The organism is Demequina flava (assembly GCF_000975035.1).
Lineage (GTDB): Bacteria > Actinomycetota > Actinomycetes > Actinomycetales > Demequinaceae > Demequina > Demequina flava.
In genome coordinates this window covers 637,822-661,150 of the sequence record NZ_BBRA01000001.1, presented here as the reverse complement: position 1 = coordinate 661,150, position 23,329 = coordinate 637,822, and the positions used below count along the sequence as shown (strand labels likewise).

The 23,329-nt window shown below is 64.4% G+C and carries 22 protein-coding genes and 1 riboswitch; of the genes, 18 read left to right on the top strand and 4 right to left on the bottom strand.

Annotation, left to right across the window (positions count from 1 at the left end):
• The 11 genes from AOP74_RS03090 (at position 1) to AOP74_RS03040 (ending at position 11,722) form a co-directional block, all read left to right on the top strand.
• On the top strand, positions 1–936 hold the full coding sequence (locus AOP74_RS03090; RefSeq protein ID WP_061960866.1) for a sulfite exporter TauE/SafE family protein: 936 nt from the start codon (positions 1–3) through the stop codon (positions 934–936).
• A complete protein-coding gene (gene cysC / locus AOP74_RS03085) occupies positions 933–2,048 on the top strand; it encodes an adenylyl-sulfate kinase (protein WP_061960865.1) in 1,116 nt (371 codons plus the stop codon). Before AOP74_RS03090 ends, cysC begins: the two co-directional genes overlap by 4 nt.
• 165 nt (positions 2,049–2,213) lie before the next feature.
• On the top strand, positions 2,214–3,434 hold the full coding sequence (locus AOP74_RS03080; RefSeq protein ID WP_082095969.1) for an ROK family transcriptional regulator: 1,221 nt from the start codon (positions 2,214–2,216) through the stop codon (positions 3,432–3,434).
• Between the two features lie 70 nt (positions 3,435–3,504).
• Positions 3,505–4,848: an extracellular solute-binding protein gene (locus tag AOP74_RS03075; protein WP_061960864.1), complete on the top strand. Its 1,344-nt coding sequence runs from the start codon at positions 3,505–3,507 to the stop codon at positions 4,846–4,848.
• A 127-nt stretch (positions 4,849–4,975) separates the two neighbouring features.
• Positions 4,976–5,926 (top strand): carbohydrate ABC transporter permease, encoded by a 951-nt coding sequence (locus tag AOP74_RS03070; protein ID WP_061960863.1) that lies wholly within the window; start codon positions 4,976–4,978, stop codon positions 5,924–5,926.
• Positions 5,926–6,774, top strand: coding sequence for a carbohydrate ABC transporter permease (locus tag AOP74_RS03065; RefSeq protein WP_061960862.1), 849 nt, complete (start codon positions 5,926–5,928; stop codon positions 6,772–6,774). Before AOP74_RS03070 ends, AOP74_RS03065 begins: the two co-directional genes overlap by 1 nt.
• Positions 6,771–8,210, top strand: coding sequence for a glycoside hydrolase family 3 protein (locus tag AOP74_RS03060; protein WP_061960861.1), 1,440 nt, complete (start codon positions 6,771–6,773; stop codon positions 8,208–8,210). The genes AOP74_RS03065 and AOP74_RS03060 overlap by 4 nt, the downstream gene beginning before the upstream one ends.
• The gene (locus AOP74_RS03055; RefSeq protein ID WP_061960860.1) at positions 8,207–9,112 is read left to right on the top strand and encodes an ROK family protein; all 906 of its coding nucleotides are present in this window, start codon (positions 8,207–8,209) and stop codon (positions 9,110–9,112) included. Before AOP74_RS03060 ends, AOP74_RS03055 begins: the two co-directional genes overlap by 4 nt.
• Entirely contained in the window at positions 9,105–9,887 is a 783-nt protein-coding gene (gene nagB / locus AOP74_RS03050) for a glucosamine-6-phosphate deaminase (protein WP_061960859.1), read from the top strand. Before AOP74_RS03055 ends, nagB begins: the two co-directional genes overlap by 8 nt.
• Positions 9,888–9,909: 22 nt before the next feature.
• Positions 9,910–10,785: an N-acetylglucosamine-6-phosphate deacetylase gene (gene nagA / locus AOP74_RS03045; RefSeq protein WP_061960858.1), complete on the top strand. Its 876-nt coding sequence runs from the start codon at positions 9,910–9,912 to the stop codon at positions 10,783–10,785.
• 49 nt (positions 10,786–10,834) lie between these two features.
• A complete protein-coding gene (locus AOP74_RS03040; protein WP_061960857.1) occupies positions 10,835–11,722 on the top strand; it encodes a glycosyltransferase family 2 protein in 888 nt (295 codons plus the stop codon).
• A 2-nt stretch (positions 11,723–11,724) separates the two neighbouring features.
• On the opposite strand, the gene AOP74_RS03035 is transcribed toward AOP74_RS03040, so the two are convergent.
• Positions 11,725–12,744 carry a CAP and S-layer homology domain-containing protein gene (locus tag AOP74_RS03035; protein ID WP_061960856.1) on the bottom strand — a complete coding sequence of 340 codons (1,020 nt, stop codon included), beginning with the start codon at positions 12,742–12,744 and terminating at the stop codon, positions 11,725–11,727.
• A 211-nt stretch (positions 12,745–12,955) separates the two neighbouring features.
• Between AOP74_RS03035 and AOP74_RS03030 the strand changes: the two genes are divergently transcribed.
• Positions 12,956–14,878, top strand: a complete 1,923-nt coding sequence (locus AOP74_RS03030) for a SpoIID/LytB domain-containing protein (protein ID WP_061960855.1) — start codon at positions 12,956–12,958, stop codon at positions 14,876–14,878.
• 56 nt (positions 14,879–14,934) lie between these two features.
• On the opposite strand, the gene purU is transcribed toward AOP74_RS03030, so the two are convergent.
• Together purU and AOP74_RS03020 are read right to left on the bottom strand one after the other, a co-directional pair.
• A complete protein-coding gene (purU, locus tag AOP74_RS03025; protein ID WP_061960854.1) occupies positions 14,935–15,789 on the bottom strand; it encodes a formyltetrahydrofolate deformylase in 855 nt (284 codons plus the stop codon).
• A 20-nt stretch (positions 15,790–15,809) separates the two neighbouring features.
• Positions 15,810–16,619, bottom strand: coding sequence for a CDP-alcohol phosphatidyltransferase family protein (locus AOP74_RS03020; RefSeq protein WP_152649137.1), 810 nt, complete (start codon positions 16,617–16,619; stop codon positions 15,810–15,812).
• A gap of 109 nt (positions 16,620–16,728) precedes the next feature.
• Here AOP74_RS03020 and AOP74_RS03015 point away from each other — a divergent pair, with 109 nt between their 5' ends.
• From AOP74_RS03015 to AOP74_RS02990, 6 genes are all read left to right on the top strand, one after another.
• On the top strand, positions 16,729–17,262 hold the full coding sequence (locus AOP74_RS03015; RefSeq protein WP_061960852.1) for a GNAT family N-acetyltransferase: 534 nt from the start codon (positions 16,729–16,731) through the stop codon (positions 17,260–17,262).
• A gap of 57 nt (positions 17,263–17,319) precedes the next feature.
• Entirely contained in the window at positions 17,320–18,333 is a 1,014-nt protein-coding gene (locus AOP74_RS03010) for an acyltransferase family protein (RefSeq protein ID WP_061960851.1), read from the top strand.
• Positions 18,334–18,368: 35 nt separating this feature from the next.
• Positions 18,369–18,457: riboswitch (ZMP/ZTP riboswitch) on the top strand.
• Between the two features lie 45 nt (positions 18,458–18,502).
• The gene (gene glyA, locus AOP74_RS03005) at positions 18,503–19,795 is read left to right on the top strand and encodes a serine hydroxymethyltransferase (RefSeq protein ID WP_061960850.1); all 1,293 of its coding nucleotides are present in this window, start codon (positions 18,503–18,505) and stop codon (positions 19,793–19,795) included.
• Positions 19,795–20,682: a bifunctional methylenetetrahydrofolate dehydrogenase/methenyltetrahydrofolate cyclohydrolase gene (locus AOP74_RS03000; protein WP_061960849.1), complete on the top strand. Its 888-nt coding sequence runs from the start codon at positions 19,795–19,797 to the stop codon at positions 20,680–20,682. Before glyA ends, AOP74_RS03000 begins: the two co-directional genes overlap by 1 nt.
• The gene (locus AOP74_RS02995; protein ID WP_061960848.1) at positions 20,682–21,485 is read left to right on the top strand and encodes an exodeoxyribonuclease III; all 804 of its coding nucleotides are present in this window, start codon (positions 20,682–20,684) and stop codon (positions 21,483–21,485) included. The genes AOP74_RS03000 and AOP74_RS02995 overlap by 1 nt, the downstream gene beginning before the upstream one ends.
• Before the next feature lie 104 nt (positions 21,486–21,589).
• The gene (locus AOP74_RS02990) at positions 21,590–22,042 is read left to right on the top strand and encodes a hypothetical protein (RefSeq protein ID WP_152649136.1); all 453 of its coding nucleotides are present in this window, start codon (positions 21,590–21,592) and stop codon (positions 22,040–22,042) included.
• Positions 22,043–22,177: 135 nt separating this feature from the next.
• On the opposite strand, the gene AOP74_RS02985 is transcribed toward AOP74_RS02990, so the two are convergent.
• On the bottom strand, positions 22,178–23,302 hold the full coding sequence (locus AOP74_RS02985) for an Mrp/NBP35 family ATP-binding protein (protein ID WP_082095967.1): 1,125 nt from the start codon (positions 23,300–23,302) through the stop codon (positions 22,178–22,180).
• Positions 23,303–23,329: the final 27 nt, after the last annotated feature.

Here is a 23,329-nt window from a genome sequence, read left to right as displayed (position 1 = left end):
ATGGAAATCGGCCTTGTGGCCGCAGCACTCGGAATCGGAGTGATTGTCGGCCTTACCGGAATGGGTGGCGGCGCGTTGATGACGCCGGCGCTCGTGTTCTTCTTTGGTGTACCCCCAGTGACTGCGGTGTCGTCGGACATCGTGGCCTCCGCCGCGATGAAGCCTGCTGGATCCTGGGTGCATATCAAGAACGGCACGGTGAACTGGCCGCTCGTCCGGCTTTTGGTCTACGGGTCAGTTCCCGCAGCATTTCTGGGGGTCATGGCGGCGCACTTCCTTATCGACCCGGACACCCTGCAAGGCTTCGTCAAGCACGCGCTCGGTGTAGTGCTTGTCATCGCCGCAGGGGGACTCGCGGTGCGAGCTTACCTCCGCCTGAGAGAACATGCGATGGTGCGCAACGGGCGTGCCTCCGCGCTGCCTCGCGAGCGGCCAGATGTAGTGCCACGCCCTGTTCCGACCATCATCGTTGGCGTGGTCGGTGGACTGATGGTTGGCCTCACGTCAGTCGGGTCGGGGTCGCTGATCATCATTGCGTTGATGGCGCTGTATCCGACGCTCAAAGCGAATCAGCTCGTGGGCACAGATCTCGTCCAGGCAGTTCCACTGGTGGTCGCCGCCGCGATCGCGCACCTGATGTTCGGTGACGTCGACTGGTCGATCGCGTTGCCTGTGATCCTAGGGTCCGTTCCTGGCACCTATCTCGGCGCGCAACTGTCGTCCAGGGTTTCCGGAGGACTCGTACGACGAGCTCTCGTTTTCGTCTTGACCCTGTCGGGGCTCAAGCTCATGGGGCTCTCAAACGCAGTTGCCTTTGCGGTCGTCGGCGCGGAGATTATATTCGGTACGCTCGCATGGGCCTGGATCCGGCACAGTTTCGGTTTCCCCTTCTTCACCTGGCAGGAAAAACGCGTCACGAAAGAGGAACCACGATGACTGACGTCCGTTTGACGCAGATGCAACTGAACGAACTCGAGTTGCTACGTGCGGGAGCCTATGGCCGAGCGGTTCGATACGAACTGCCCGACAGATCCCCGCATGTGGCGACGCTTCTGGTGGGCGAACTTGCGCCTGGCTCGACGGTGACTCTGCTCGACACGGAGACAACTCCTGTCGCGACCGTGAACATCGACGACGCGCGTACAGAACGCCGTGGAACCTGGCTCTCGGGCGCGATTACGATGCTGCGCGAACCGGCGACGCCCTCATTTCCGGAACTTCGGCCCGCGGCTCAGGGTGATCCTTTTGGTCAGGCTACGTTGCTGCTTGGTCGAAGCGTGGGCCGTGTCGATACCCCTGTCATTGTTGTTGATCGAGGCGACGCCCATGCGCTTGCTAAGAGCGTCCGTAGCGTTCGATCCGACGGCCTGGACGTGAGAGTGCTGCCCGAGCCTGCCGCCTCGCATCTCGACGGCGCGGACCGTGCTGAGTTGCTGACGCACTTGGCCTCCGTAGTGTTTTCATCGTCTGTTCGTGTGATCCGCGGCGAGGACGACACTCGGGGTGATGGCCTCGTAGTGCTGTTCACCGGACTTTCTGGCTCAGGAAAGTCGACTATTGCGCGTCAGCTCACGAGAAGGCTGCGTGCTGAAAGTTCTCAACGCGTCACCTTGCTCGATGGTGACGAAGTGCGAGCGATGTTGTCATCGGGCTTGGGCTTCTCTCGCGAGGACCGAGAACTGAATGTTCGTCGTATCGGGTGGGTCGCGTCGCAAATTTCGGCCCACGGCGGGATCGCGATCTGCGCGCCAATCGCGCCGTATGAGGTAATGCGCGAAGGTGTACGCGCGATGGCTGAGCAGGTAGGGCGGTTTGTGCTGGTCCACGTAGCCACCCCTCTCGACGTGTGTGAGGCCCGCGACCGCAAGGGGCTCTATGCGAAGGCGCGCGCCGGAGAGATCAAAGAGTTCACCGGCATTTCCGATCCATTCGAGGAGCCTGCCCGCGCAGACGTCGTTGTGGGCGCCGACGGGGAATCGGTGGACGATGCGGTAGAGACTGTCTTGGCAGTCCTCACCGGCCGTGTCGAGGCCAACTACGTAATCTAAGGTCCGAGAAGTCAACACCTGCCGCGAGGCGCGGACTCGACCCCCGCGCTCCATGTCGGCGTGTCGTCAAGCCTTCGCAAAATTCATCACGGGAAGGTAACAGTTCCCCTCGAATCGATTCGAGGGACTTGCGCGATGTTCGTTAGTAACCTTTACTAACTAACTATGACGACCAAGGACGCTCAGCGGCGCTCCTCCGGTGACACGGCCGAAACCGTGGTTCGCACCGGACAGGGCAGCGCGGCTGCACCGCAGCGCATTAAGGCGCTCGCCGGTGCTGTGCGCCCGGGCGCCCGCGTCCGTCCAGAGACGGCCCGTCGTCACAACCGCGCACTGGTCCTGCAGGCGCTGTACCGCGCTGAGGGTCTGTCTCGCGCAGACCTCGCTCGGGAAGTCGGCCTGACTCGCGTCACGATCTCAGACCTCGTATCCGACCTCATCCAGGAAGACCTGGTCATCGAGTTGGGCCTGCGCCCGGATGCTCGGCCAGGCAAGCCGGCGACGCTCCTCGACATCAACCGCGAGGGCTTCACGATCGTCGGCCTGGACCTCTCCAACAACTCCGTGTTCCGCGGGGTCGTCACGGACTTGGACGGCTCCGTCGTTGAGCGCGCAGAGGTTTCGGTGCGCGACATGACTGGCGTAGACGCAGTCAACGCGGTCTACACACTCCTCGACGACCTTCTGGCTCGCGCCAGCGCTCCAGTCGTCGGCATCGGCATCGGCAGCCCGGGAATCGTGGACCTCGACGGCACCGTCGTCTCGGCCCCCAACCTCGGCTGGTCCGACGTACCGCTTCAGCAGCTCGTTTCCGAGCGCTACAAAGTGCCCGCACAGGTCGCCAACGACGCGAACATGGCGGCCCAGGGTGAGCGTTCCTTCGGGGGAGCGGGCACCGACATGATGCTGGTGCGCATCGGCCGTGGTGTTGGTTCGGGCGTCGTCGTCGGCGGACACCTCGTCTACGGCTCGGGATTCGCAGCCGGCGAGATCGGCCACGTCGTGGTCGGCACCGACGGCGGCGACCTGTGCGCATGTGGCAAGCGCGGCTGCCTCGAGACGTGGCTCTCGTCGCCCCGCCTGGAAGCTGCGGCTGCCGAAGGCGACGACGCCGCACGTGAAGCTACCCTCCGCGAGGCCGGTGAGCGCCTGGGCATCTCGCTCGCGCCCGTCGTCGCGGCTCTCAACCTCGGCGAGGTCATCCTCGCCGGGCCTCACAATCTTCTCGCTGGACCTCTCCTTGAGGGGACCTCCGAGACGCTCCGCACGAGGACGATGGCCGAACTCCACGGTGATCTGACGCTGCGGATGACCGCACTCGGGCGCGACATTGTCGTGCTCGGCGCCGTGGTCATGGTCCTCACCGGACAACTGGGGGTCTCGTGACCTTCAGCAACCACAACGTCGTGGCCACGCAGTCACGGACGGCACACACACAAGAGAAGGAAGTAGCACTATGAAGAAGATGACTCGCGGCATCGCGGCATTCGCCGCTGCCTCAGCCGTCGTTCTCGCCGGATGCTCCTCGTCCGACGACGCCGAGACCGAAGAGAGCACCGCACCCGAGACCTCCGAGAGCGCCGGCGGCGAAGCAACCGCTGCTGCTCAGGACCTCACCATGTGGTGGATGGGCCAGGAGGACGACACCACGGCTGCATACCGTGAGTTCCTCGAGGGCAAGTACGCCGAGGTCAACGGCGGCGCACTGTCGGTCGAGTACGTGGGTTGGGGCGACGCCATCTCGGCGCTGACCACCGCACTGCCCGACTCCGCCAACACCCCCGACGTCACCGAGGTCGGAAACACCCAGGCAGCGACGTTCACCACGGTGGGCGCGTTCCTGGACATCACCGACATGTACGAGGACCTGGGTGGCGACAACCTGCTCCAGGGCTTCGTTGAGGCCGGTTCGGTCGGCGACTCTGTCTACGCAGTGCCTTACTACTTCGGTTCGCGCTTCGCTTGGTACCGCAAGGACCTGTACGAGCAGGGCGGCGTTGAGGTGCCCACCACTCTCGAAGAGGTCACGACGGCTCACGCTTCGCTGAAGGACCAGGACATCGCTGGTTTCTACATCGGTGGTCAGGACTGGCGCAACGGTATCTCGTGGATCTTCGCCAACGGTGGTGACATCGCCACCTACGAGGGTTCCGAGTGGTCGGCCGCTCTGTCCTCCGCCGAGTCGATCGCCGGTATGGAGCAGTGGCAGGAACTGTTCGAGACCGCTGGCGTCGCCCAGGTCACGGACACCGACGAGCTGTTCAACGCCATCAACGACGACTCGCTGCAGGGCCTCCCCGCAGCTGCTCAGATGGCTCCGAACTGGGCTGCGTGCTGCATCGGCCCGCTGACCGGTGAGGACGACGAGGGCAACCCCGCACCCGTGTGGGACGACGCTGTCAACGGCTTCTACGCACTTCCTGGTGTTGACGGTGGCGTGGCCCCCGTGTTCGCCGGTGGTTCGAACATCGCTATCTCGGCCGCATCGCAGAACGTTGATGGTGCCAAGCAGCTCATGGAGATCATCTTCTCCGACGAGTACCAGACCCTGCTCGCTGAGAGCGGATGGGGCCCGGCCAACACCGAGTTCGGTGACATCTACGCCGGTCTCGCTCCGCAGAACCAGGTTGCTCTCGATACCGCAGAGGCTGCCAAGCTGACCCCCGCCGCACCGGGCTGGGCTGCAATTGAAGAGCAGCAGATCATGGAGCAGTTCTTCCAGGCAGTTGCTGAGGGTGGCGACGTCACCGCTCTGGCTGCTGAGTACGACGAGAAGATCAACCAGCTGATCAACGGCTAATAGCCACTGACGACTGAGGTCGTCGCACGCGTGGGGCTCGGGCAGGCAGTGCTCGCCCGGGCCCCACGTTCAGTGGGGGATCCCCGCCCCTCTTAACTCACACCTCAGCACTTTCGAGAGGCACACCATGACAACCCCCGCGGTCGCGCCCAGCAGGCTCGATGACTCGCCGGCTCCTTCCAAGAAGCCGTTCTCTAAGCGGATCCTTCCTTACCTCCTCATCACTCCAGCGGTCATCGCGCTTCTGGTTGGCCTGGGCTACCCACTCGTGTGGCAGGTCCTCAATTCTTTCCGCGAGTATGGACTCGCGCAGCAGTTCGGGCAGGCCCCGCCAGAATTCGTGGGGCTAGCGAACTACACCGCTCTCTTGACCGACAGCCACTTCTGGGCGGTCCTGGGCAGGTCCATCGTCTTCATGGCGGTTACCGCCGGGGCCACTGTCATTCTCGGTGTCGGTATGGCGCTGCTCATGAAGTCTGTCACCAACGGTGCGCGGATCTTCCTTCAGGTCGCGATGCTGCTCGCGTGGGCAATGCCGATCGTGGCGCAAATGACGGTGTGGAACTGGCTCATCGACAGCCGCAATGGACTGTTCAACTACGTGCTGAGCTGGATTCCCGGCGTCGACATGTTGGGCCACAACTGGCTCGTCAACCCGCTGTCATTCTTCGCGGTCGCCTCGGTCATCATCACCTGGGCCTCGGTGCCCTTCGTCGCACTTTCGGTTTACGCCGCGCTCACTCAGGTTTCGCCTGAGGTCAGGGAAGCCGCGTCTCTGGACGGCGCGACCCGGTGGCAGATGCTACGCAACATCACGTTGCCAATCATCCGCCCCATCCTCGTCATTCTGGTGCTCTTGCAGATGATTTGGGACCTGCGCGTGTACGCGCAGATCGACCTGCTCCAAGGGTTTGGCTCAGCGGGCGATCAGTACGACCTCCTCGGTACGTACATTTACAGTTTGGGAATTGGCCAGGGAAGCTTCGGTATGGCGTCCGCCGCCGCAATGCTCGTGATGTTCTTCACGATCGCCCTCAGCTGGTTCTACGTGCGTGAACTCCTCAAGGAGGACAACTGATGAACGTCAACGCTAAGCCTCGGTTCGGGGTTCTCAGCATCTTCGCGATCCTGGTCGCCGCGCTGTGGGTCTTCCCCGTCTACTGGATGTTCAATTCGTCCTTCCAGAGCGCCACGGACATCAACTCCTTGACTCCCAAGTGGCTGCCGTTCCCCGGTGGCTCTCTTAACAACTACACGGCAGTTCTTGACCCACAGACCGGATTCGGAAACGCATTCTGGATGTCGATTCAGGTCACCGTGCTGTCGATCGTGGTCTGCGTCGTGTTCGCGTTCCTCGCCTCGCTGGCGATCTCTCGCTTCAAGTTCCGCGGCCGCAAGTCCTTTGTGATTGCCATCATTCTTGTCCAGATGCTTCCTGCTGAGGCAATGTTCATCGCGCAGTACAAGATGATCGCGGGCATGGACCTCTTGAACTCGGTCCTCGGCGTATCAATCATCTACATCGCGACGGTCATTCCGTTCACCGCCTGGATGCTTCGTGGGTTCGTCGCGGGTATCCCCGCAGACCTCGAGGAAGCAGCGATGGTGGATGGGTGCACGCGCTTGGGTGCGTTCATGCGAGTGACGTTCCCGCTGCTGGCACCCGGCCTCGTTGCCTCGTCAGTGTTTGCGCTGATCCAGGTCTGGAACGAGTACGCACTTGCGTCAGTTCTCCTCACACAGGACGCGAAGGAAACGTTGCCTCTGTGGCTCGCTGGCTTCTCTGAGCCCTCGTTGAGCGGTCCCGTGCCGTGGGGCCAGGTCATGGCCGGCTCGGTTCTCGTGGCCATCCCTGTCATGATCTTCTTCCTCATCGTTCAGGGTCGCATGACCCAAGGAATGGTCGGAGGGGCGGTCAAGGGATGAATCCCCTCTCGGTGCTCATGCCGGGGTTCCTCGGCACCGAGTTGCCGGAGTGGGTGGAACGTCGACTGCGCCAGGGGATGGGGGGCGTATGCCTTTTTGGCACCAACGTCTCCTCTCCTGAGCAGCTCCGCGCCCTCACCGATCGCATCTACGCCGCGAACCCGCGGGCCGTCGTCGCGATCGATGAAGAAGGCGGCGACGTCTCCCGGCTGTACCAGCGTGAAGGTTCTCCCTACCCCGGGTGCGCGGTTCTGGGTCGTCTCGACGACCTGGGCGCCACCCGGGCGGTGGGAGCTCAAGTGGGGTGGGAGCTGCGCGAAGCCGGCGTCAATCTCACCCTGGCACCGGAAGCGGACGTCAATTCAAACGCCCACAATCCGGTCATCGGGGTTCGCGCTTTTGGCGACACCCCAGACCTCGTCGGCCGCCATGCTGCCGCGTGGACCGATGGGGTGCAAAGCACCGGCGTCGCCGCGACCGCCAAGCATTTCCCTGGCCACGGCGACACCTCGCTCGACTCTCACCACGACCTCCCGCGTGTCACAGCATCGGCCGATGTTCTCCGGGAGCGCGAGCTCCCGCCGTTCATCGCGTCGATCGATGCGGGTGTCGCGTCGATCATGAGCGCTCACATCGTTGTTCCTGCACTGGACCCTGATAACGCCGGAACGTTCTCCGCGCCAATCCTCACGGGTTTGCTGCGCGAAGAACTCGGCTTTGAAGGCGTTGTGGTGTCCGACGCGCTCAACATGGCTGGAGCTCAGGCGTACGGCGGAACCACCGGCGCGTCCGTGAAGGCGCTCGCCGCAGGTGTGGACCTCCTGTGTGTCGGCTACGGCAACACTGATGACGAAATCGATGAAATCGTCGAGGCGATAGAGGCTGCGATCGCGACCGGCGACCTCACCGAGGCCCGGCTACGCGAGGCTTCCACTCGCATCGGCACGATGGTCGCGGAATTCTCGCACCGCGCCGAGACCACCCCAGTCCCAGAGGCCTACCGCCACGCCGTCGTGCCGGGCGTCGACGCCGCACGCGTCCGCGATGCCTTCGCGATCAACGACCACGCGAGCACGGTCCTGGCCGGTCGTTCGGGCGTCCAGCGGATCCAGTGGGTCAAGCTTGAGCCCGCCCACAACATGGCGGTGGGGGAGAGCCCCTGGGGGCCTTTCGCCTCCGGCGTGAGGGCCGATGCCGTGGTCACCCCGGACGAGCCGCTGACAGATTTCACGCCAGCGGCCGATGCCGTGGTTGTGGTGGTCGGTAAGGACAACCACCGGCATGCCTGGGCCCGGGACGCGATCGATGAGTTGCGCACACACGGTGCGGTCGCCGTCGATATGGGATGGCCCGACCTGACTGACAATTACGCAGACATTGCCACCTTCGGCGCCTCGCGCTTGGTGGGAGAAGCTTTGAAGGAGGTGCTCGCATGAGTGGCGTGCGTATTGGCGTCGACATCGGCGGCACAAAGATCGACGCTGTCGTCGTGGACGACAACGCCGAGGTACTCGGCCGCCACCGGGTTCCGGTGCGCAAAGGGCCCGATGGGGTTCTCAGCGCCACGACCGAGGCCGTTGCGACACTCACGAGCGAGGTCGGGATCAATGTCACCGATGCCGCGAGCGTCGGTATCGGCATCCCGGGAACTGTCACCAACGGCGTGGTGCGCTACGCCCAGAACCTCGATCTCGAGGAACTGGACCTAGCATCGGCCCTGGGTTCCCACTGGGGTCGCGAAGTGCTCGTCGAGAACGACGTCTCCGCCGCTGCCATCGGCGCGTGGAAGCTTGTGGCTCCGCAGTCGCACTCAGTGGCGTACCTGAACCTCGGAACCGGACTGGCTGCCGGGATCATCCTTGACGGCCAACTTTGGCGCGGCGTCCATGGTGCTGCCGGCGAGATCGGCTACGTCAGCATCGACCCGACCGGTCCCGTGGATGCCGAGGGTGTCGCGGGCGGCCTCGAGACGTATGCGTCAGGTTCCGGCATCGTGCGCCAATGGGGCAAACCCGGTGCGGACGCACGGGAGATCATGGCGCTAGCCGCCAAGGCCGACCCCGACGCTGTCGCGATTCGTGACCGCTTGTACGTGGGCGTGGCATCCGCGATCCGCGTGCTGGTGCTCGCCTACGACGTCGAAGAGGTGATCATCGGGGGCGGTCTGACCGGACTCGGTGACTCCTTGATGGACGGCACCACTCACGTTTTGGACGAGTGGGCGCGCTCCTCGTCCTTCCTCAGTTCGTTGGCGCTTGCCAAGCGAACCCGAATGCTTGAGGGCTACAAGCCCGTGGCCGCCATCGGGGCGGCAATGTTGGGAGTGAACCATGGCTGAAGTACTGATCGTCAAGAACAAAGAAGAAGCGGGCGCACTCGTCGCCGAGCACATCGCTGCGAAGGTGAAGGCGAATCCGGCCTTCACGCTCGGTGTGGCCACCGGCTCGACGCCGCTGCCCGTGTACCGCGGACTCGCTGCCCAGGCTGAGGCCGGGGTCGACTTCAGCGGCATCACCTGCTTCGCGCTCGACGAGTACGTGGGACTTCCCGCCGGGCACCCCGAGAGCTACCGCGCTGTCGTGGATCGCGAAGTCACGGAGCCTTTGGGTCTCGACGTGGCTCGTGTCAACGTGCCCGATGGCTCAGCCGACGGCGTGCAGACGGCGGGCGAGCGCTATGAAGAGGCGCTCCGGGCTCACGGCGGCGTCGACCTGCAGCTCCTCGGCATTGGCACCGACGGCCACCTGGCGTTCAACGAGCCCGGCTCGAGCTTTGGGTCGCTCACCCGCGTGAAGACGCTCACGGAGCAGACCCGTGAGGACAACGCGCGCTTCTTTGACTCGATCGATGACGTCCCGATGCACTGTGTCACGCAGGGACTGGGCACCATCCTGCGCGCCGGTCACTTGGTCATGCTCGCCTTTGGCGAGGGGAAGGCCGATGCTGTCGCGGGTGCCGTTGAAGGCGCCGTTTCCGCGTCAATGCCGGGATCCGCGATCCAGTTGCATGCGCACGCCACCGTGGTGATTGACGAGGCGGCTGCCTCCAAATTGAAGTTCGCGGACTACTATCGCCACGCTCAGCGGAACAAGCCTGACTGGCAAGGAATCTAAAACTCTCCACAAGGAGGCGCTCATGGCACAGCTCACGGACCTTCACTGTCACGGCGGTGGCGGTTTCAATTTTGGTGGCACCGTCGAGGACACTCTCGCTGCGGCCCAAGCTCACCGAGATACGGGAACGACCGCGATGGTCGCCTCCTTGGTGTCGCTGACCATCCCGCAGACTGTTCGTGCCATTGAGGTGGTACGCGAGGCGATGGCGCAGGACTCATCGATTTTGGGTCTACATCTCGAGGGCCCTTTCCTGGCGCTCGAACGCAAGGGAGCCCACGAGCCTACGAACCTCATCGACCCCAGCAAGGATGTTGTCGACGAACTTCTCGAAGTCGCCGACGGCGCGATCAAACAGATCACAATGGACCCCGCCCGCGAAGGAGCGCTCGACGCGATCAAGCGTTTCACGGATGACGGAGTCATCGTTGCCGTGGGTCACACCGAGGCTACCGCGGCGCTATCGCGTGAGGCTTTTGACGCTGGCGCCACCCTTATCACTCACGGCTTCAACGCCATGAGAGGCATTATGGGACGTGAGATGGGACCGGTCGGTGCTGCTCTCGACGACGAGCGCGTCTTCATCGAATTGATTGCAGACGGGATCCACGTGGACCCTGCGCTCATTGCTGCGGTCTTCCGTGCAGCGCCAGGACGCGTCGTGCTCGTCACCGACGCTATGGGTGCGGCTGCAGCGCCGGACGGCGAATACATGCTGGGTGCCTTCGAGGTGACCGTCAAGGATCGCAAGGCAGTTCTCAAGGGAACGGACACCATTGCGGGATCGACGCTCACCATGACGCGGGCCGTCCAAGTCTGTGTTGAAGCAGGGGTTCCCGAAACCGAGGCGGTTGCGGCGGCGTCGACGACGCCTCGGGCTTTGCTCGGCCTGGCCTGAGCGAGCGGCGCGTCCCGGGACTTGGGTGACGCGCCGGTAAACTTGACGGATGCCCACCTCAGAAGCGCCGGACTTTGGCGTCGTCATCCTCACTATGGGGAAGCGGAAGAAGCGCCTGCGCATGGCGATCAAGTCCGTCATGAAGCAGCGCGACGTGACGACCGACATTCTGCTGGTTGGCAATGGGTGGGACCCGGCTACGTACGAGAAGCTCCCCGAAGGCGTCCGCACGCTGGCGCTTCCCGAGAATGTTGGCATTCCAGCGGGACGCAACGCGGGCATCGGACATGTCCAGGGCGAGTTGATCTTCTTCCTCGACGATGACGCCGAGGTTGTTGACGACGACTTTCTGGTTGAAGTGCGCGACCGCTTCGACGACGACCCCGACCTGGGTGCACTCCAGGGGCGGGTCTTTGACCCCAAGGGCAAGGGCGCGCCGAGCCGCTGGGTTCCACGTCTGGGGCGTTCCGAGGTCGAGAAGCCGTTCGCGGCGTTCTCCCTGTGGGAGGGCGCAGTGGCCGTTCGCCGCGATGTGGTGGAGGCTGCAGGCCGCTGGCCTGGCGACTTCTTCTATGCCCACGAGGGCATCGAACTCGCCTGGCGAGTTTGGGAACAGCGCAAGAAGGTCATCTACGATCCCGATCTGCGTGTGTACCACCCGATCAAGAAGCCCACACGCCACGCGCAGTACTTCCACCTGTCCGCACGCAATCGCGTGTGGGTAGCGCGCCGTAACCTCCCAGCGCCACTGTCTGCGATTTACGCGACGAACTGGGCGCTCATCCAGGTGGCGCGATCCGTGAAGCAGCCCGCGACCCTCAAGCCGTGGTTCGGTGGCTGGTGGGCCGGCTGGCGGGAATGCCCGCACGACCAACCCAAGATGGGCTGGAAGAGCGTGGGATTCATCGCCAAGAACGGGCGCTTGCTCGTTCTCTAGCCCTACATCCGCGAGAAGAATGCAGCGGTTGCCTCGCGCGTGACGCTGTCGCGGGGGCGGAACGTGCCGTCCGCGTATCCGGTCGTAATGCCCGTCGAACGCAGCCACGTCACCTCGTCATAGAACTGCGCGCGGGTGCTGATGTCCTTAAACGGGGAGCGGCTGGGCGCGTTGTATCGAGGTGAGCCCTCGTAGCGGTAGAGGAATGCTGCGATAGCTTCGCGGGAGATGTTGTCCTTGGGACGGAACGTTCCGTCGGCCCACCCGGTGGAAATGCCCTCGTTCGCGAGCCACACAATCTCTTTGTAGAACTGAGCGTTCGTGGAGACGTCCTTGAACGGGGACCGCGAGGGCACGCTCACTCGAGGGCTTCCTGCCATGCGATACATGAACGCTGCGAACGCCTCGCGCGACACGGAGTCCTTGGGGCGGAACGTGCCATCCGAGTATCCAGTCGTCACCCCGCTGTCTGCTAGCCACATGATTTGGTCCGCGAACTGGTCGTCCTCGTGCACGTCGACGAACGGGGTGCCGGTGTTGAGACTCGGCGCTGACCCCTTCGTGTACTTCGCAAAGTTCTGCGTTGCGTAGAGGCAGTCGCGCTTGGAGTCGTACGCAGTGCCCACCGCGATGTGGGTGTAGGTCGAGGAAAGTATGTTCTTGCGGTGGCCTGACGAGTTCTTCCAGGCGTTGAAGACCGCATCCGCGTTTGCCCGTTCGCCTCCGCGTCCGCACGAGTACGCGACGTTCTCCGCCATGGCCCGCAGGCCGGACTGGGGGAGTTGCTTGGCGTACGAGGGATTGTGCTTCATGTAGTTGTCCAGCATCCACTCGCTCCACTTCTGTGGAACCCAATCCATGGCGGAGTAGGTGGCCAGCTGCGTTTCGCCGTGTGAACTGCGGTACGCGTTAGTTTCGCGGATCAAGTGGTCGGATTCGCTTGCTGATGATGCGGATGCGGGAGCCGCAAGGCCGACGGCCAGCATGAGTGCGGTCAGTGCTGAAGCGACAAGCGCGCGCATGGAAACCCCTAGGTACAAACCGGACAATGTGACCCGAGTATCGGGCCTATTAAGCACCAGCAACAGGGGAATGTGAGGAAGTCCACTCCGTGCGGCCCGCCAAGCGGAACCCGCGCTGTCCACAGAACGCGACTTGTTGACATCCTTGTCACATCTGTCACACTGTTCACAATTGGGCTGCCCCCTACGCCCGACATGAAGGTAGTGACACATGCTTGAATCCACCCGCCGCACACCTTGGCGAGCGCTGATCGTCGCCCTCGTCGCCGCGCTCTTGATCCCCTTGATGGCAGCACCGCAGGCGCAGTCTGCATCGCGGTTCTCGGACGTGCCGTCGTCGAATCAGTTCTCGACTCACATCTCGTGGCTTGCAGCCTCGGGGATCACGACGGGGTACTTGGACGGCACCTTCCGTCCCAAGGAATCCATCTCCCGCGAAGCGATGGCAGCTTTCCTGTACCGCATGGCGGGGCGTCCCTCGGTGACCTTGCCCTCGCGGTCGCCGTTCAAGGATGTGTCGACGAAGGATCAGTTCTACAAGGAGATCGTGTGGCTGTCGAAGGCAGGCATCACGACCGGATACTCCGACGGCACGTTCCGTCCCAAGGACGACATTTCGCGTGAGGCGATGGCCGCGTTTATCTACCGCTACGAAGACCGGCCCTCCTACTCGGCCCCAAGCCGCTCGCCCTTCAAAGACGTGTCGACGAGCGCGCAGTTCTACAAAGAAATCACATGGCTGCGGTCCAGCGGCATCACGACCGGGTACTCCGACGGCACGTATCAGCCCAAGGGTGATGTCACGCGCGAGGCGATGGCGGCGTTCCTTTACCGGCTCGCGAAGCAGTCGAGCGGAGGGTCGAGCGGTGGTGGCACCACGACACCCGCCCCCACAATCCCGTCGTCATTCACGGTGTCGGGAGCTGGCTGGGGCCACGGTGTGGGCATGTCGCAATATGGCGCGTTGGGCATGGCGGAAGACGGCTCTAACGAGACCCAGATCCTCGAGCACTACTACTCCGGCACCGATGTGACGACGGTCAACGCCGACGAGGACATCCGGGTCGAGGTTTTTGGGTCCTACGACGACTGGTGGTCCTCCGCGACCGTCGTCGTCCGTTCGCTCGGGCCAGACAGCACCGATGACGGCCAGTGGGTAATGCGCTTCTACAGCGACTCCGGACTCACTGAAAAATGGACTGGGAAGAATAACGAGAAGTTGCACATCACTCGTTCCGGAAACTCAGTGACGGTCGAGCGGGACGACGGCGAGAAGGCCACCGCGACAAAGGACATCTCGCTCCAGTGGGAGGCGACCTCCTACTATCAGTCGGGCTCGAACGAAGACGTCTACGTCGACATTTACAAAGGCAACGGCGCCTCTGAGATTCGCGCGACGCACGGTAAGTACCGTCACGGCAAGCTGTTGATTTCGGCACCTGAGGGCCGGCTGATCATTGCCAACGAACTCAAGCTCAACACCGAGTACCTGTACGGAATCGCCGAGATGCCCTCGTCCTGGCACGGGGAGGCGCTCCAAGCCCAGGCCATCACCGCGCGCGGATATGCGATGCGCGCCGTTGACAGCGGCATTAGCCGTGGATGCAACTGCCACCTCTACGACGACACCCGCTCGCAGAACTTCACGGGTTGGAACAAAGAGAATGAGGGCACGGATGCGTATTACGGCAAGCGCTGGGTCGCGGCCGTGGACGCGACGAACAGTTCGGGCGGTGCCAACGGCGAGGTCGTGACCTACGGCGGCAAGATCGCCACGACCTACTACTTCTCGTCCTCAGGCGGACAAACCGAGCGCTCGGACGATATTTGGGTCTCGCAGCCCGGCTACCTGAAGTCTGTCGACGACAAGTGGTCGCTCGGTGAGGACAACGTCAATCGTGCCTGGACCTACTCACTGTCGCAGTCGCGCGCGAAGTCGATCTTCGGCTTAAGTGACGTGGTGTCGATCAAGGTGACCTCGCGCACGTCGGGCGGCTCAGACGCGGCTGCCGAGAAGATCACTGCCACCTCGTCGACCGGCAAGACATCGAGCATCAGCGGTCCCGACTCAATCCGCTCCAAGCTCGTGGGCGGCAAGTCGCCGTGGATCTGGTCGATCAAGGCGAACTACTAAGGACGAGGGCCGATGCCAGGGTTACCCCGGCATCGGCCCGCCAAGCCGCGTAGCGGCTACTTAAAGACGATGGTGCGGTGCCCGTCCAGCAGCACGCGGTGTTCCGCGTGCCAGCGCACGGCGCGAGCCAGGGCCCGGCGCTCCACGTCCGCACCCACCGCGGTGAGCGACTCAGGCGTGTGCGTGTGGTCGACGCGCTCGACTTCCTGCTCGATGATCGGGCCCTCGTCGAGGTCGCTCGTGACGTAGTGGGCCGTCGCTCCAATGAGCTTGACGCCACGGTCGTGTGCCTGGAAATAGGGTCGCGCGCCCTTGAACGACGGCAGGAACGAGTGGTGAATGTTGATCGCTCGGCCGCGCAGTTCCTCGGACAGGGAGGGCGACAGGATCTGCATGTAGCGCGCAAGCACCACGAGTTCCACGTCCAGGTCGGACACGAGCGACAGGAGTGTCGCCTCGGCGTCGGGCTTGGTCTCGGCGGTGACGGGGATGTGGTGGAACTGCTTGCCGTAGAAGCCAGCTAGGTCGGACAGCGCCGTGTGGTTGCCGGCCATGCCGACAATGTCGATCGGCAGGGTGCCGGCGCGCTCGCGGAACAGCAGGTCGTTAGCGCAGTGCTCGGACTTGGAGCCCAGCACCAGGGTGCGCATGGGTCGCCCAGCGACATCGAGCTTCCAGTCCATGTCGAAGCGCTCGCCGAGCGACGCAACCGCGGCACGCAGGGCGTCTTCGCCCACCGCAGTCGTCACCTCGACGCGCATGAAGAACAGGCCCGTGTCGGGGTCGCCGAACTGCTGAGACTCCGTGATGTTGCCGCCGTTATCGGCAAGCGTGCCTGACACGGCGTGGACGATGCCTGGCTGGTCGGGGCAGGACAGTGCCAGCACATAGCGGGTCTCGGTGGCGTTCATGGAGTTAAGGGTAGCGACCGCTACTGGGCAGTCAGGCGCGACGACGACCACACCGCGAGAATGTGGCCCGCGATGACGACGGGCGTGACGATCACCATGGCGAGCAGGACCCAGCCTGCGAATCCGGTGACCCACACACTGACGAGTAGCGCCACAAAGTAGATGTGTGACTGCTCCACGGAGTGATAGAGCCGATGCAGGGGAACAAGCCGCGCCGCCCGGCGCAAGGTGGCGACAAGGCCGGGCTGGGGCGCCTTGGCTTCGTTGGTATCGGGAAGTTTGGGCAGGCCCGCGTATGCGCGTGACACCGCGACGGCGTCATTGACGGATTTATTGATGAGCACGAGCAGGCCGAGGACGGCGCCGCCGGCGACGCCTTTCCAGACGTCGTCAGTGCCGAGCCCAAGGCCGATTCCGAAGCACAGCGGCATCAACGACTCGGTCGTGGTGTGCGCAATGCGGTCCAGGAAGATGCCGCGCGGGGACATGGTTCGTCGCCAGCGTGCGACCTCGCCGTCGGCCGCATCGATCAGCATCTGACCGTGAGCGAAGACGACAGCCAAGAGCGCGCCCCACCACGCTCCCGTGAGTAGCGAGGCTGCGGCGGCCCAACCGCACAGAATCATCACGATCGACACCGCGTTGGCACTCAGGCCCAGCCGGATCGCCGTCGTGGATACATAGGGGGAGAGGTGACGCCACCAGATGTCGGCGGACCAGTGCTCGGCGTTCGCGCGGGTGCGAATGTGCTCGGGCTGGCCCTCGCGCTTCACGTCGGCGACGCTGGGATTGTGCCGGCCCAGGCGCGGCTCGAGCTGCTCGTCAGTCATGCGCCCAGGGTAGTCGGCGCACACCGCACTCCACGCTCAGCGCGAAACACCCCGTGTGTGCGTGCGCGTCGCGTCTGACCCGCGCGGGGAACCGTGCCACGATAAGAACATGACCGAGTCAGACAGCGTGCGGATCGATGTTATTGGTGCCGACCATGCAGGTGAGCTCCTGACGGTGCGGCGCGCCGCGTTCGTCACCGAGGCGCAGTTGTACAACGACCCCAACATCCCTGCGCTGACGCAGACGCTTGACGAACTCATCGTCGACCTCGAGTCCGATGACGTCGTGACCGTGGGCGCCTGGCAGGGCACCCGCCTGATCGGTTCCATCCGTGTGGGTTTGGAAGGGGACAAGGCGACCATTGGCCGCCTCGCCGTCGCGCCGGACCTTCAGGGCCAGGGCATCGGCACACAGCTGCTGTTCTCCGTGCTGCAGTACCTGCCGGACACTACCCGCGAGGTGTGGGTCTTCACCGGGCAGAACTCCAAGCACAACATCGCGATGTACAACAAGGCCGGATACGACTATCAGTTTGACCAGGTCAACGGCGACCTCACCTACGCCTACCTGCGCAAGGTCCTCGAGTCGGGCGCAATCGTGGACGACGACGCCGACCTCGGCGTGGTCCGCGGCGACAACTAAGTCACTGACACACCCGGCTGAGGCGCGCTCTCAGACGGTTCAACACACAATGACAAGGTGACTTCACCAACCCCAGCGACGTCCCCGGCCACCCGCCGCAAGCGAGATACCTCGATTGATTCCCTTGCGGGTGTCCTCATCATGGTCGTCGTCTTTGGCCACGCGATCGAGCCACTCAGCGGCCAGTTCGCAGAGACGGCTGCGCAGTGGGTCTTCATGTTCCACATGCCGGCCTTCGTGTTCGTCTCCGGCTACGTCACGCGCTACTCGAGCAAATGGGCACCCGGCCGCACGGTCCTCAAACTCGCGTTTCCGTATGTCATCTTCACCCTGCTGCACGGCTGGATCGCGTCGGCCCTCACCGGGGATCCCTTCTCGGTCGACTTCCTGACCCCGTCCTGGACTCTGTGGTACCTCGTGGCGCTCGCGGCCTGGCGCCTCAGCGCACCCCTGCTGCGCTCAACCTGGTGGGTGGTGCCGGCGCTCGCGGTCGCGGGGATATTGCTCGGCACCGTGGCGGGACTGGGGCGAGAGCTGTCGCTCGAGCGCATCGTGTGCTTCGCGCCGTTCTTCGCGGCCGGTCTGATGTGGAACGACAAGTGGTGGGTGAAGATCCGCACCTGGCCGATGCGCGTGGCAGCAGTCGCCGCCCTCGCCGCCGCGTTGGTGTGGAGTTGGATGAGCGAACAGACCGTGATCCGGTCCATCTTCTTTATGTCGGAAAGCTACGAGGACATCGGGCAGTACAACGGCGAAGGAATGCTCCAGCGCACCGGCGTCCTCATCGCAGGAGCCCTGCTCACGCTGGCCCTGCTGTCGCTCAGCGGAGGAAGCAACCGCATGCTGGCCTCCGTGGGAGCCGCGACCTTGCCCGTCTACCTGCTCCACCCCCTCGTGCTGTACCCCGCGCACCTGGATGACTACAGCATCGGCTGGCCTGAATCCATCATGATTGTGGCGCTCGTCGTGTTCTCCGTGGTGTTCTCCTACGTCGCGTCGCGTCCCTTCGTCGTGCGGCTCACGCGGCCCATCATGGACTACACGTTCTGGCGCGACCTGGTGCGTCGCTAGGTCAGATGCGCTCGGCGCGCACGCGTTGCTAGACTGGCGCGCGTCGCGACTGGCGCAGTGGGATACCACGAGGGAGCGGCACTTCATTTATTCGGACTGTTGGTCGTACGCCTGGGCCATGGTCACCGGACAACCGGCGGCCCCGTGCCGCGCACAGGAGGACACCCAGATGAGTACCGACTCCAGCGCCACCGCAGAGGTCATGAATGCGACCCTGCAGGACTACGACCCCGAGATTGCGCAAGTCCTTGACCGCGAACTCGATCGCCAGCGCACCTACCTCGAGATGATCGCCTCGGAGAACTTTGTGCCGCGGTCCGTGCTGCAGGCACAGGGCTCCGTGCTGACCAACAAGTACGCGGAGGGCTACCCGGGCCGCCGCTATTACGGCGGCTGCGAGGAAGTCGACGTCGCTGAGAACATTGCCCGCGACCGTGCCAAGAGCCTCTTTGGCGCCGAGTACGCCAACGTGCAGCCCCACTCGGGTGCGACGGCAAACGCTGCCGTCCTGCACGCGCTCATCAACGCCGGCGACAAGATCATGGGTCTGTCGCTGCCGCACGGTGGTCACCTCACCCACGGCATGAAGCTGAACTTCTCCGGCAAGCTCTACGAGGTCGCCGCGTACGGCCTGGACGAGCAGACGCACCGCATCGAGATGGACCAGGTGCGCGAGCAGGCCCTCGCCGAGCGCCCCGACGTCATCATCGCCGGCTGGTCGGCATACCCCCGCCACATCGACTTCGCGGCCTTCCGCGAAATCGCCGATGAGGTTGGCGCCAAGCTGTGGACCGACATGGCGCACTTCGCAGGTCTGGTGGCCGCGGGCCTGCACCCCAGCCCCGTGCCGCACTCCGACGTGGTCTCCACCACGATCCACAAGACCATCGGCGGACCCCGTTCCGGCATGATCCTGTCGCGCGACACCGAGTACGCCAAGAAGCTCAACTCGGCCGTGTTCCCCGGTCAGCAGGGAGGACCCCTCATGCACGTGATCGCCGCCAAGGCGACCGCGCTCAAGGCTGCCGCAGGCGACGAGTTCAAGGGCCGTCAGGAGCGGGTCCTCGAGGGTGCTCGCATCATCGCTGACCGCCTGGTCCAGCCCGACGCCATCGAGGCCGGCATCAACGTCGTCACCGGCGGCACCGACGTGCACCTGGTCCTCGTGGACCTGCGCAACTCGGAGCTCACCGGCCAGGACGGCGAAGACCTCCTGCACCAGGTCGGCATCACCTCGAACCGCAACGCCGTGCCGTTCGACCCCCGCCCGCCGATGGTCACCTCCGGTATCCGCATCGGCACGCCTGCCCTGGCGAGCCGTGGCTTTGGCGCAGAGGAGTTCACCGAGGTCGCAGAGATCATCGCGACCGCACTCAAGGGCGGCGCGGACATCGAAGCCCTCCGTGCGCGCGTCAAGAAGCTCGCCGACGACTTCCCGCTGTACCCGGGCCTGCAGCAGTAATGGCTCCGGACAAGCTCGACGGCAAGGCCACAGCAGCGGCCATCAAGTCCGAGCTCGCTGAGCGCGTCGCGGTCCTTGCGGACCGCGGCGTGACTCCGGGCCTGGGCACGCTCCTGGTGGGCGAAGATCCTGGTTCTACCTGGTATGTCGCGGGCAAGCACCGCGACTGCGCCGAGGTCGGCATCACGTCCGTCCGCGAGGACCTGCCCGCCACTGCGACGCAGGAAGAGATCGAAGCGGCCGTGACGCGCCTCAACGGGGACCCCGCGTGCACCGGCTTCATCGTGCAGCTGCCGCTCCCGGACGGTATCGACACCAACCGTGTGCTCGAGCTCGTCGACCCCGATAAGGATGCCGACGGTCTGCACCCGACCAACCTGGGACGTCTGGTGCTACGCACCGCCGAGCCCGTCGAGTCGAGCCTGCCGTGCACGCCTAAGGGCATCATCGAGCTCATCGAACGCCACGGCGTCTCGCTGCGAGGCAAGCACGTGGTCGTGGTGGGCCGCGGTACGACGGTGGGCCGCAGCATCGGCCTGTTGCTGACCCGCAAGGACGTCAACGCGACCGTCACGCTGTGCCACACGGGCACTGTCGACCTCGCCTCGCACACGCGTGAGGCGGACGTCATCGTGGCAGCCGCAGGCGTACCCGACATCATTGCCGGGGACATGGTCAAGCCCGGCGCCGTCATGATCGATGTGGGAGTGTCCCGCATCACCGATCCGGAGACCGGAAAGTCAAAGGTCGCCGGCGACATTTCGGCCGATGCCGTGGCACAGTCGTCGTGGTTCTCGCCCAATCCTGGGGGAGTAGGTCCCATGACCCGCGCGATGCTGCTGGCAAATGTGGTCGAGGCAAGCGAACGGAAGGCAGGGATTCGCTGATGCGCATCGCCTCAGTCAACGTCAACGGAGTGCGCGCTGCTGTGCGCAAGGGCATGCAGGACTGGATCGATGAGGCCCAGCCCGATGTCATCTGCCTTCAGGAGGTGCGCGCGCCCGAGGAAATCCTCGGCACGCAGTTCGGCGACGACTGGCAGATTGCTCAGCAGATCAGTGAGCAGAAGGGGCGCAACGGGGTCGCGATCCTGGCGCGCACCGAACTTGCTGGCGCTCTCGCGGGGGCCGATGCTCTGGGCGAGGTGGCCACTGCCGCCAGCCACACCGGGCGTTGGGTTGAGGCGACGGTCCAGTCGGAGTCCGGTCCGGTGCGAGTCGTGTCCGTGTACGTGCACTCGGGGTCCGTCGACAAGCCCGAGTCGATGGCCGACAAGTACGCGTTCATGGACATGATGACGGCACGGCTCGCTGAGTTGAATGCCCAGTACGACCGGGTCGTAGTGATGGGGGACATCAACGTTGCCCACACCAACAACGACATCAAGAACTGGAAGGGCAACCTCAAGTCCGCCGGGTTCTTGCCGGAGGAGCGAGCCTACATTGACCGATGGCTCGAGGCTGGCTGGGTGGACACCCACCGTGTCCACGCAGGCGATCAGCCCGGTCCGTACACGTGGTGGTCGATGCGCGGCAAGGCGTTCGACAACGACGCCGGCTGGCGTATCGATTACCAGTTGGCGACGCCGACGCTCGCTGCGTCTGCAACGTCAGTGCGGGTGGACCGGGCGGCCGCGTACGACGCGCGGTGGTCCGATCACGCGCCGCTCGTCGTCGACTACAACCTGTAGGGCCCGGCTGGTACGTCCCGCATCAGGCAGGATGACCCGCGGCACCACTGGACCCTACGATGGGGGCAGTGTCCGTGACGCCACACAAAGATCTGGAGATTCGCATGAGCGACCAGTCCTCGCAGCCCCGCCGTTCCGTCCTGGAGTCGGTCCGTCAAACCACGCTGGGGCCGCTCGCCGTCGGACTCGGAGTCGCGATTGTGGTGGGTCTGCTGCTGTCTGTTGTGGTCCCGCCTGACACGGGCGTATTCGCCCTGTTCATCCTGGGGTCACTGGTGACGGCTGCTGTGGGCTTCACCGTGCGCTATCTGACGGTCGACCGTAGCTGGAAGACTCAACTCACGGCGTTCGTCCCCGCGGTGGTGGGCGTGCACCTCATGGCTGTGGTCGGCACGCTGACCGGCACAGCCCTCCCGCTGTCGCGCTTCACCGGCATCGAGACCGTGACGTTCGACGATGCGCTCAAGACGGCGCTCGCGACTCCGCCGGTCTCCATGGGCACGCTCCTGGCTGGACTCGTGGCCGCGATGATCGCCGGCTGGGCAACGCGCCGCTAGGCCGGCCACGGTGCTTCTCGCGCCCGGACCCACATCCTGATGCCTCAGAGAGGGACATTCAGGTCACTTTCGCGCCCGAATGTGACCCGGGTCCCCTACTGGGAGCCGGGCCCGTGAGGGTGACGACCGAGCGGCCTACTTGCTGACGGGCGTCACACCGAGCGACCGCCCGGCAAGGCCGCGCTGGCGCCCGGTCAGGCGACGCGACACCTCGCGCAGCGCAGTCGCTGCGGTCGAGTCGGGGTCGCTGATCACCACGGGAGTTCCGGCATCGCCGGCCTCGCGGGCGGCAATGTCGAGCGGGATCTGACCGAGCACGGGCACGTCGGTGCCGAGTGTCTTGGTGAGGCGATCCGCGACGACCTGGCCGCCGCCTTCACCGAACACGTGCAGCCGCGAGCCATCCGGCTGCTCAAGCCATGCCATGTTCTCGATGACACCCACGACGTTCTGCGACGTCTGCGTGGCGATTGAACCGGCGCGCTCCGCGACACCAGCCGCGGCGGACTGCGGCGTCGTCACGACAACGAGCTCGGCGTGCGGGAGTAGCTGCGCCACGGAGATGGCGATGTCGCCGGTGCCCGGGGGCAGGTCCAGGAGCAGGACATCGAGGTCGCCCCAGTAGACGTCGGCCAAGAACTGCTCGATCGCGCGGTGGAGCATGGGTCCGCGCCACACGACGGGCTGGCCCGCGGGGACGAACATGCCGATCGAGACAGCCTTCACCTCGTGCGCAATGGGTGGCAGGAGCATGTCGTCAAGACGAGTGGGCTGGCCCTCGACGCCGAGCATGCCGGGGATCGAGAAGCCGAAGATGTCAGCGTCCAGGACGCCCACCTTCAGGCCATCCTCGGCCATAGCGGCAGCCAGGTTCGCGGTCACGGTCGACTTGCCAACGCCACCCTTACCGGAAGCGATCGCGTAGATGCGCGTCATGTTGCCCGGCTGGGTGAACTGGACTACGGGCTCGGGCTTGCCGCCACGCAGCTTGGAGCGCAACTCGAGTCGTTGCTCCTCGCTCATCACACCGAGTTCAACAGACGCTTCCTCGATGCCGCTGACGCGAAGTGCGGCTTCCTTGACGTCCCCGGTGATGCGCTCCTTCATGGGACAACCAGACGTCGTCAGGTCGATCCCGATGATGGCGTGGGAGCCGTCGACGTCCACGGAACGGACCATGCCGATTTCCGTGATGGGGCGGCGGATCTCAGGGTCAATGACCTTGGATAGGGCGTCGGTAACGAGCTCGACGGTAGACATGCCCTCCATCGTAGGCGCTGTGGTCGC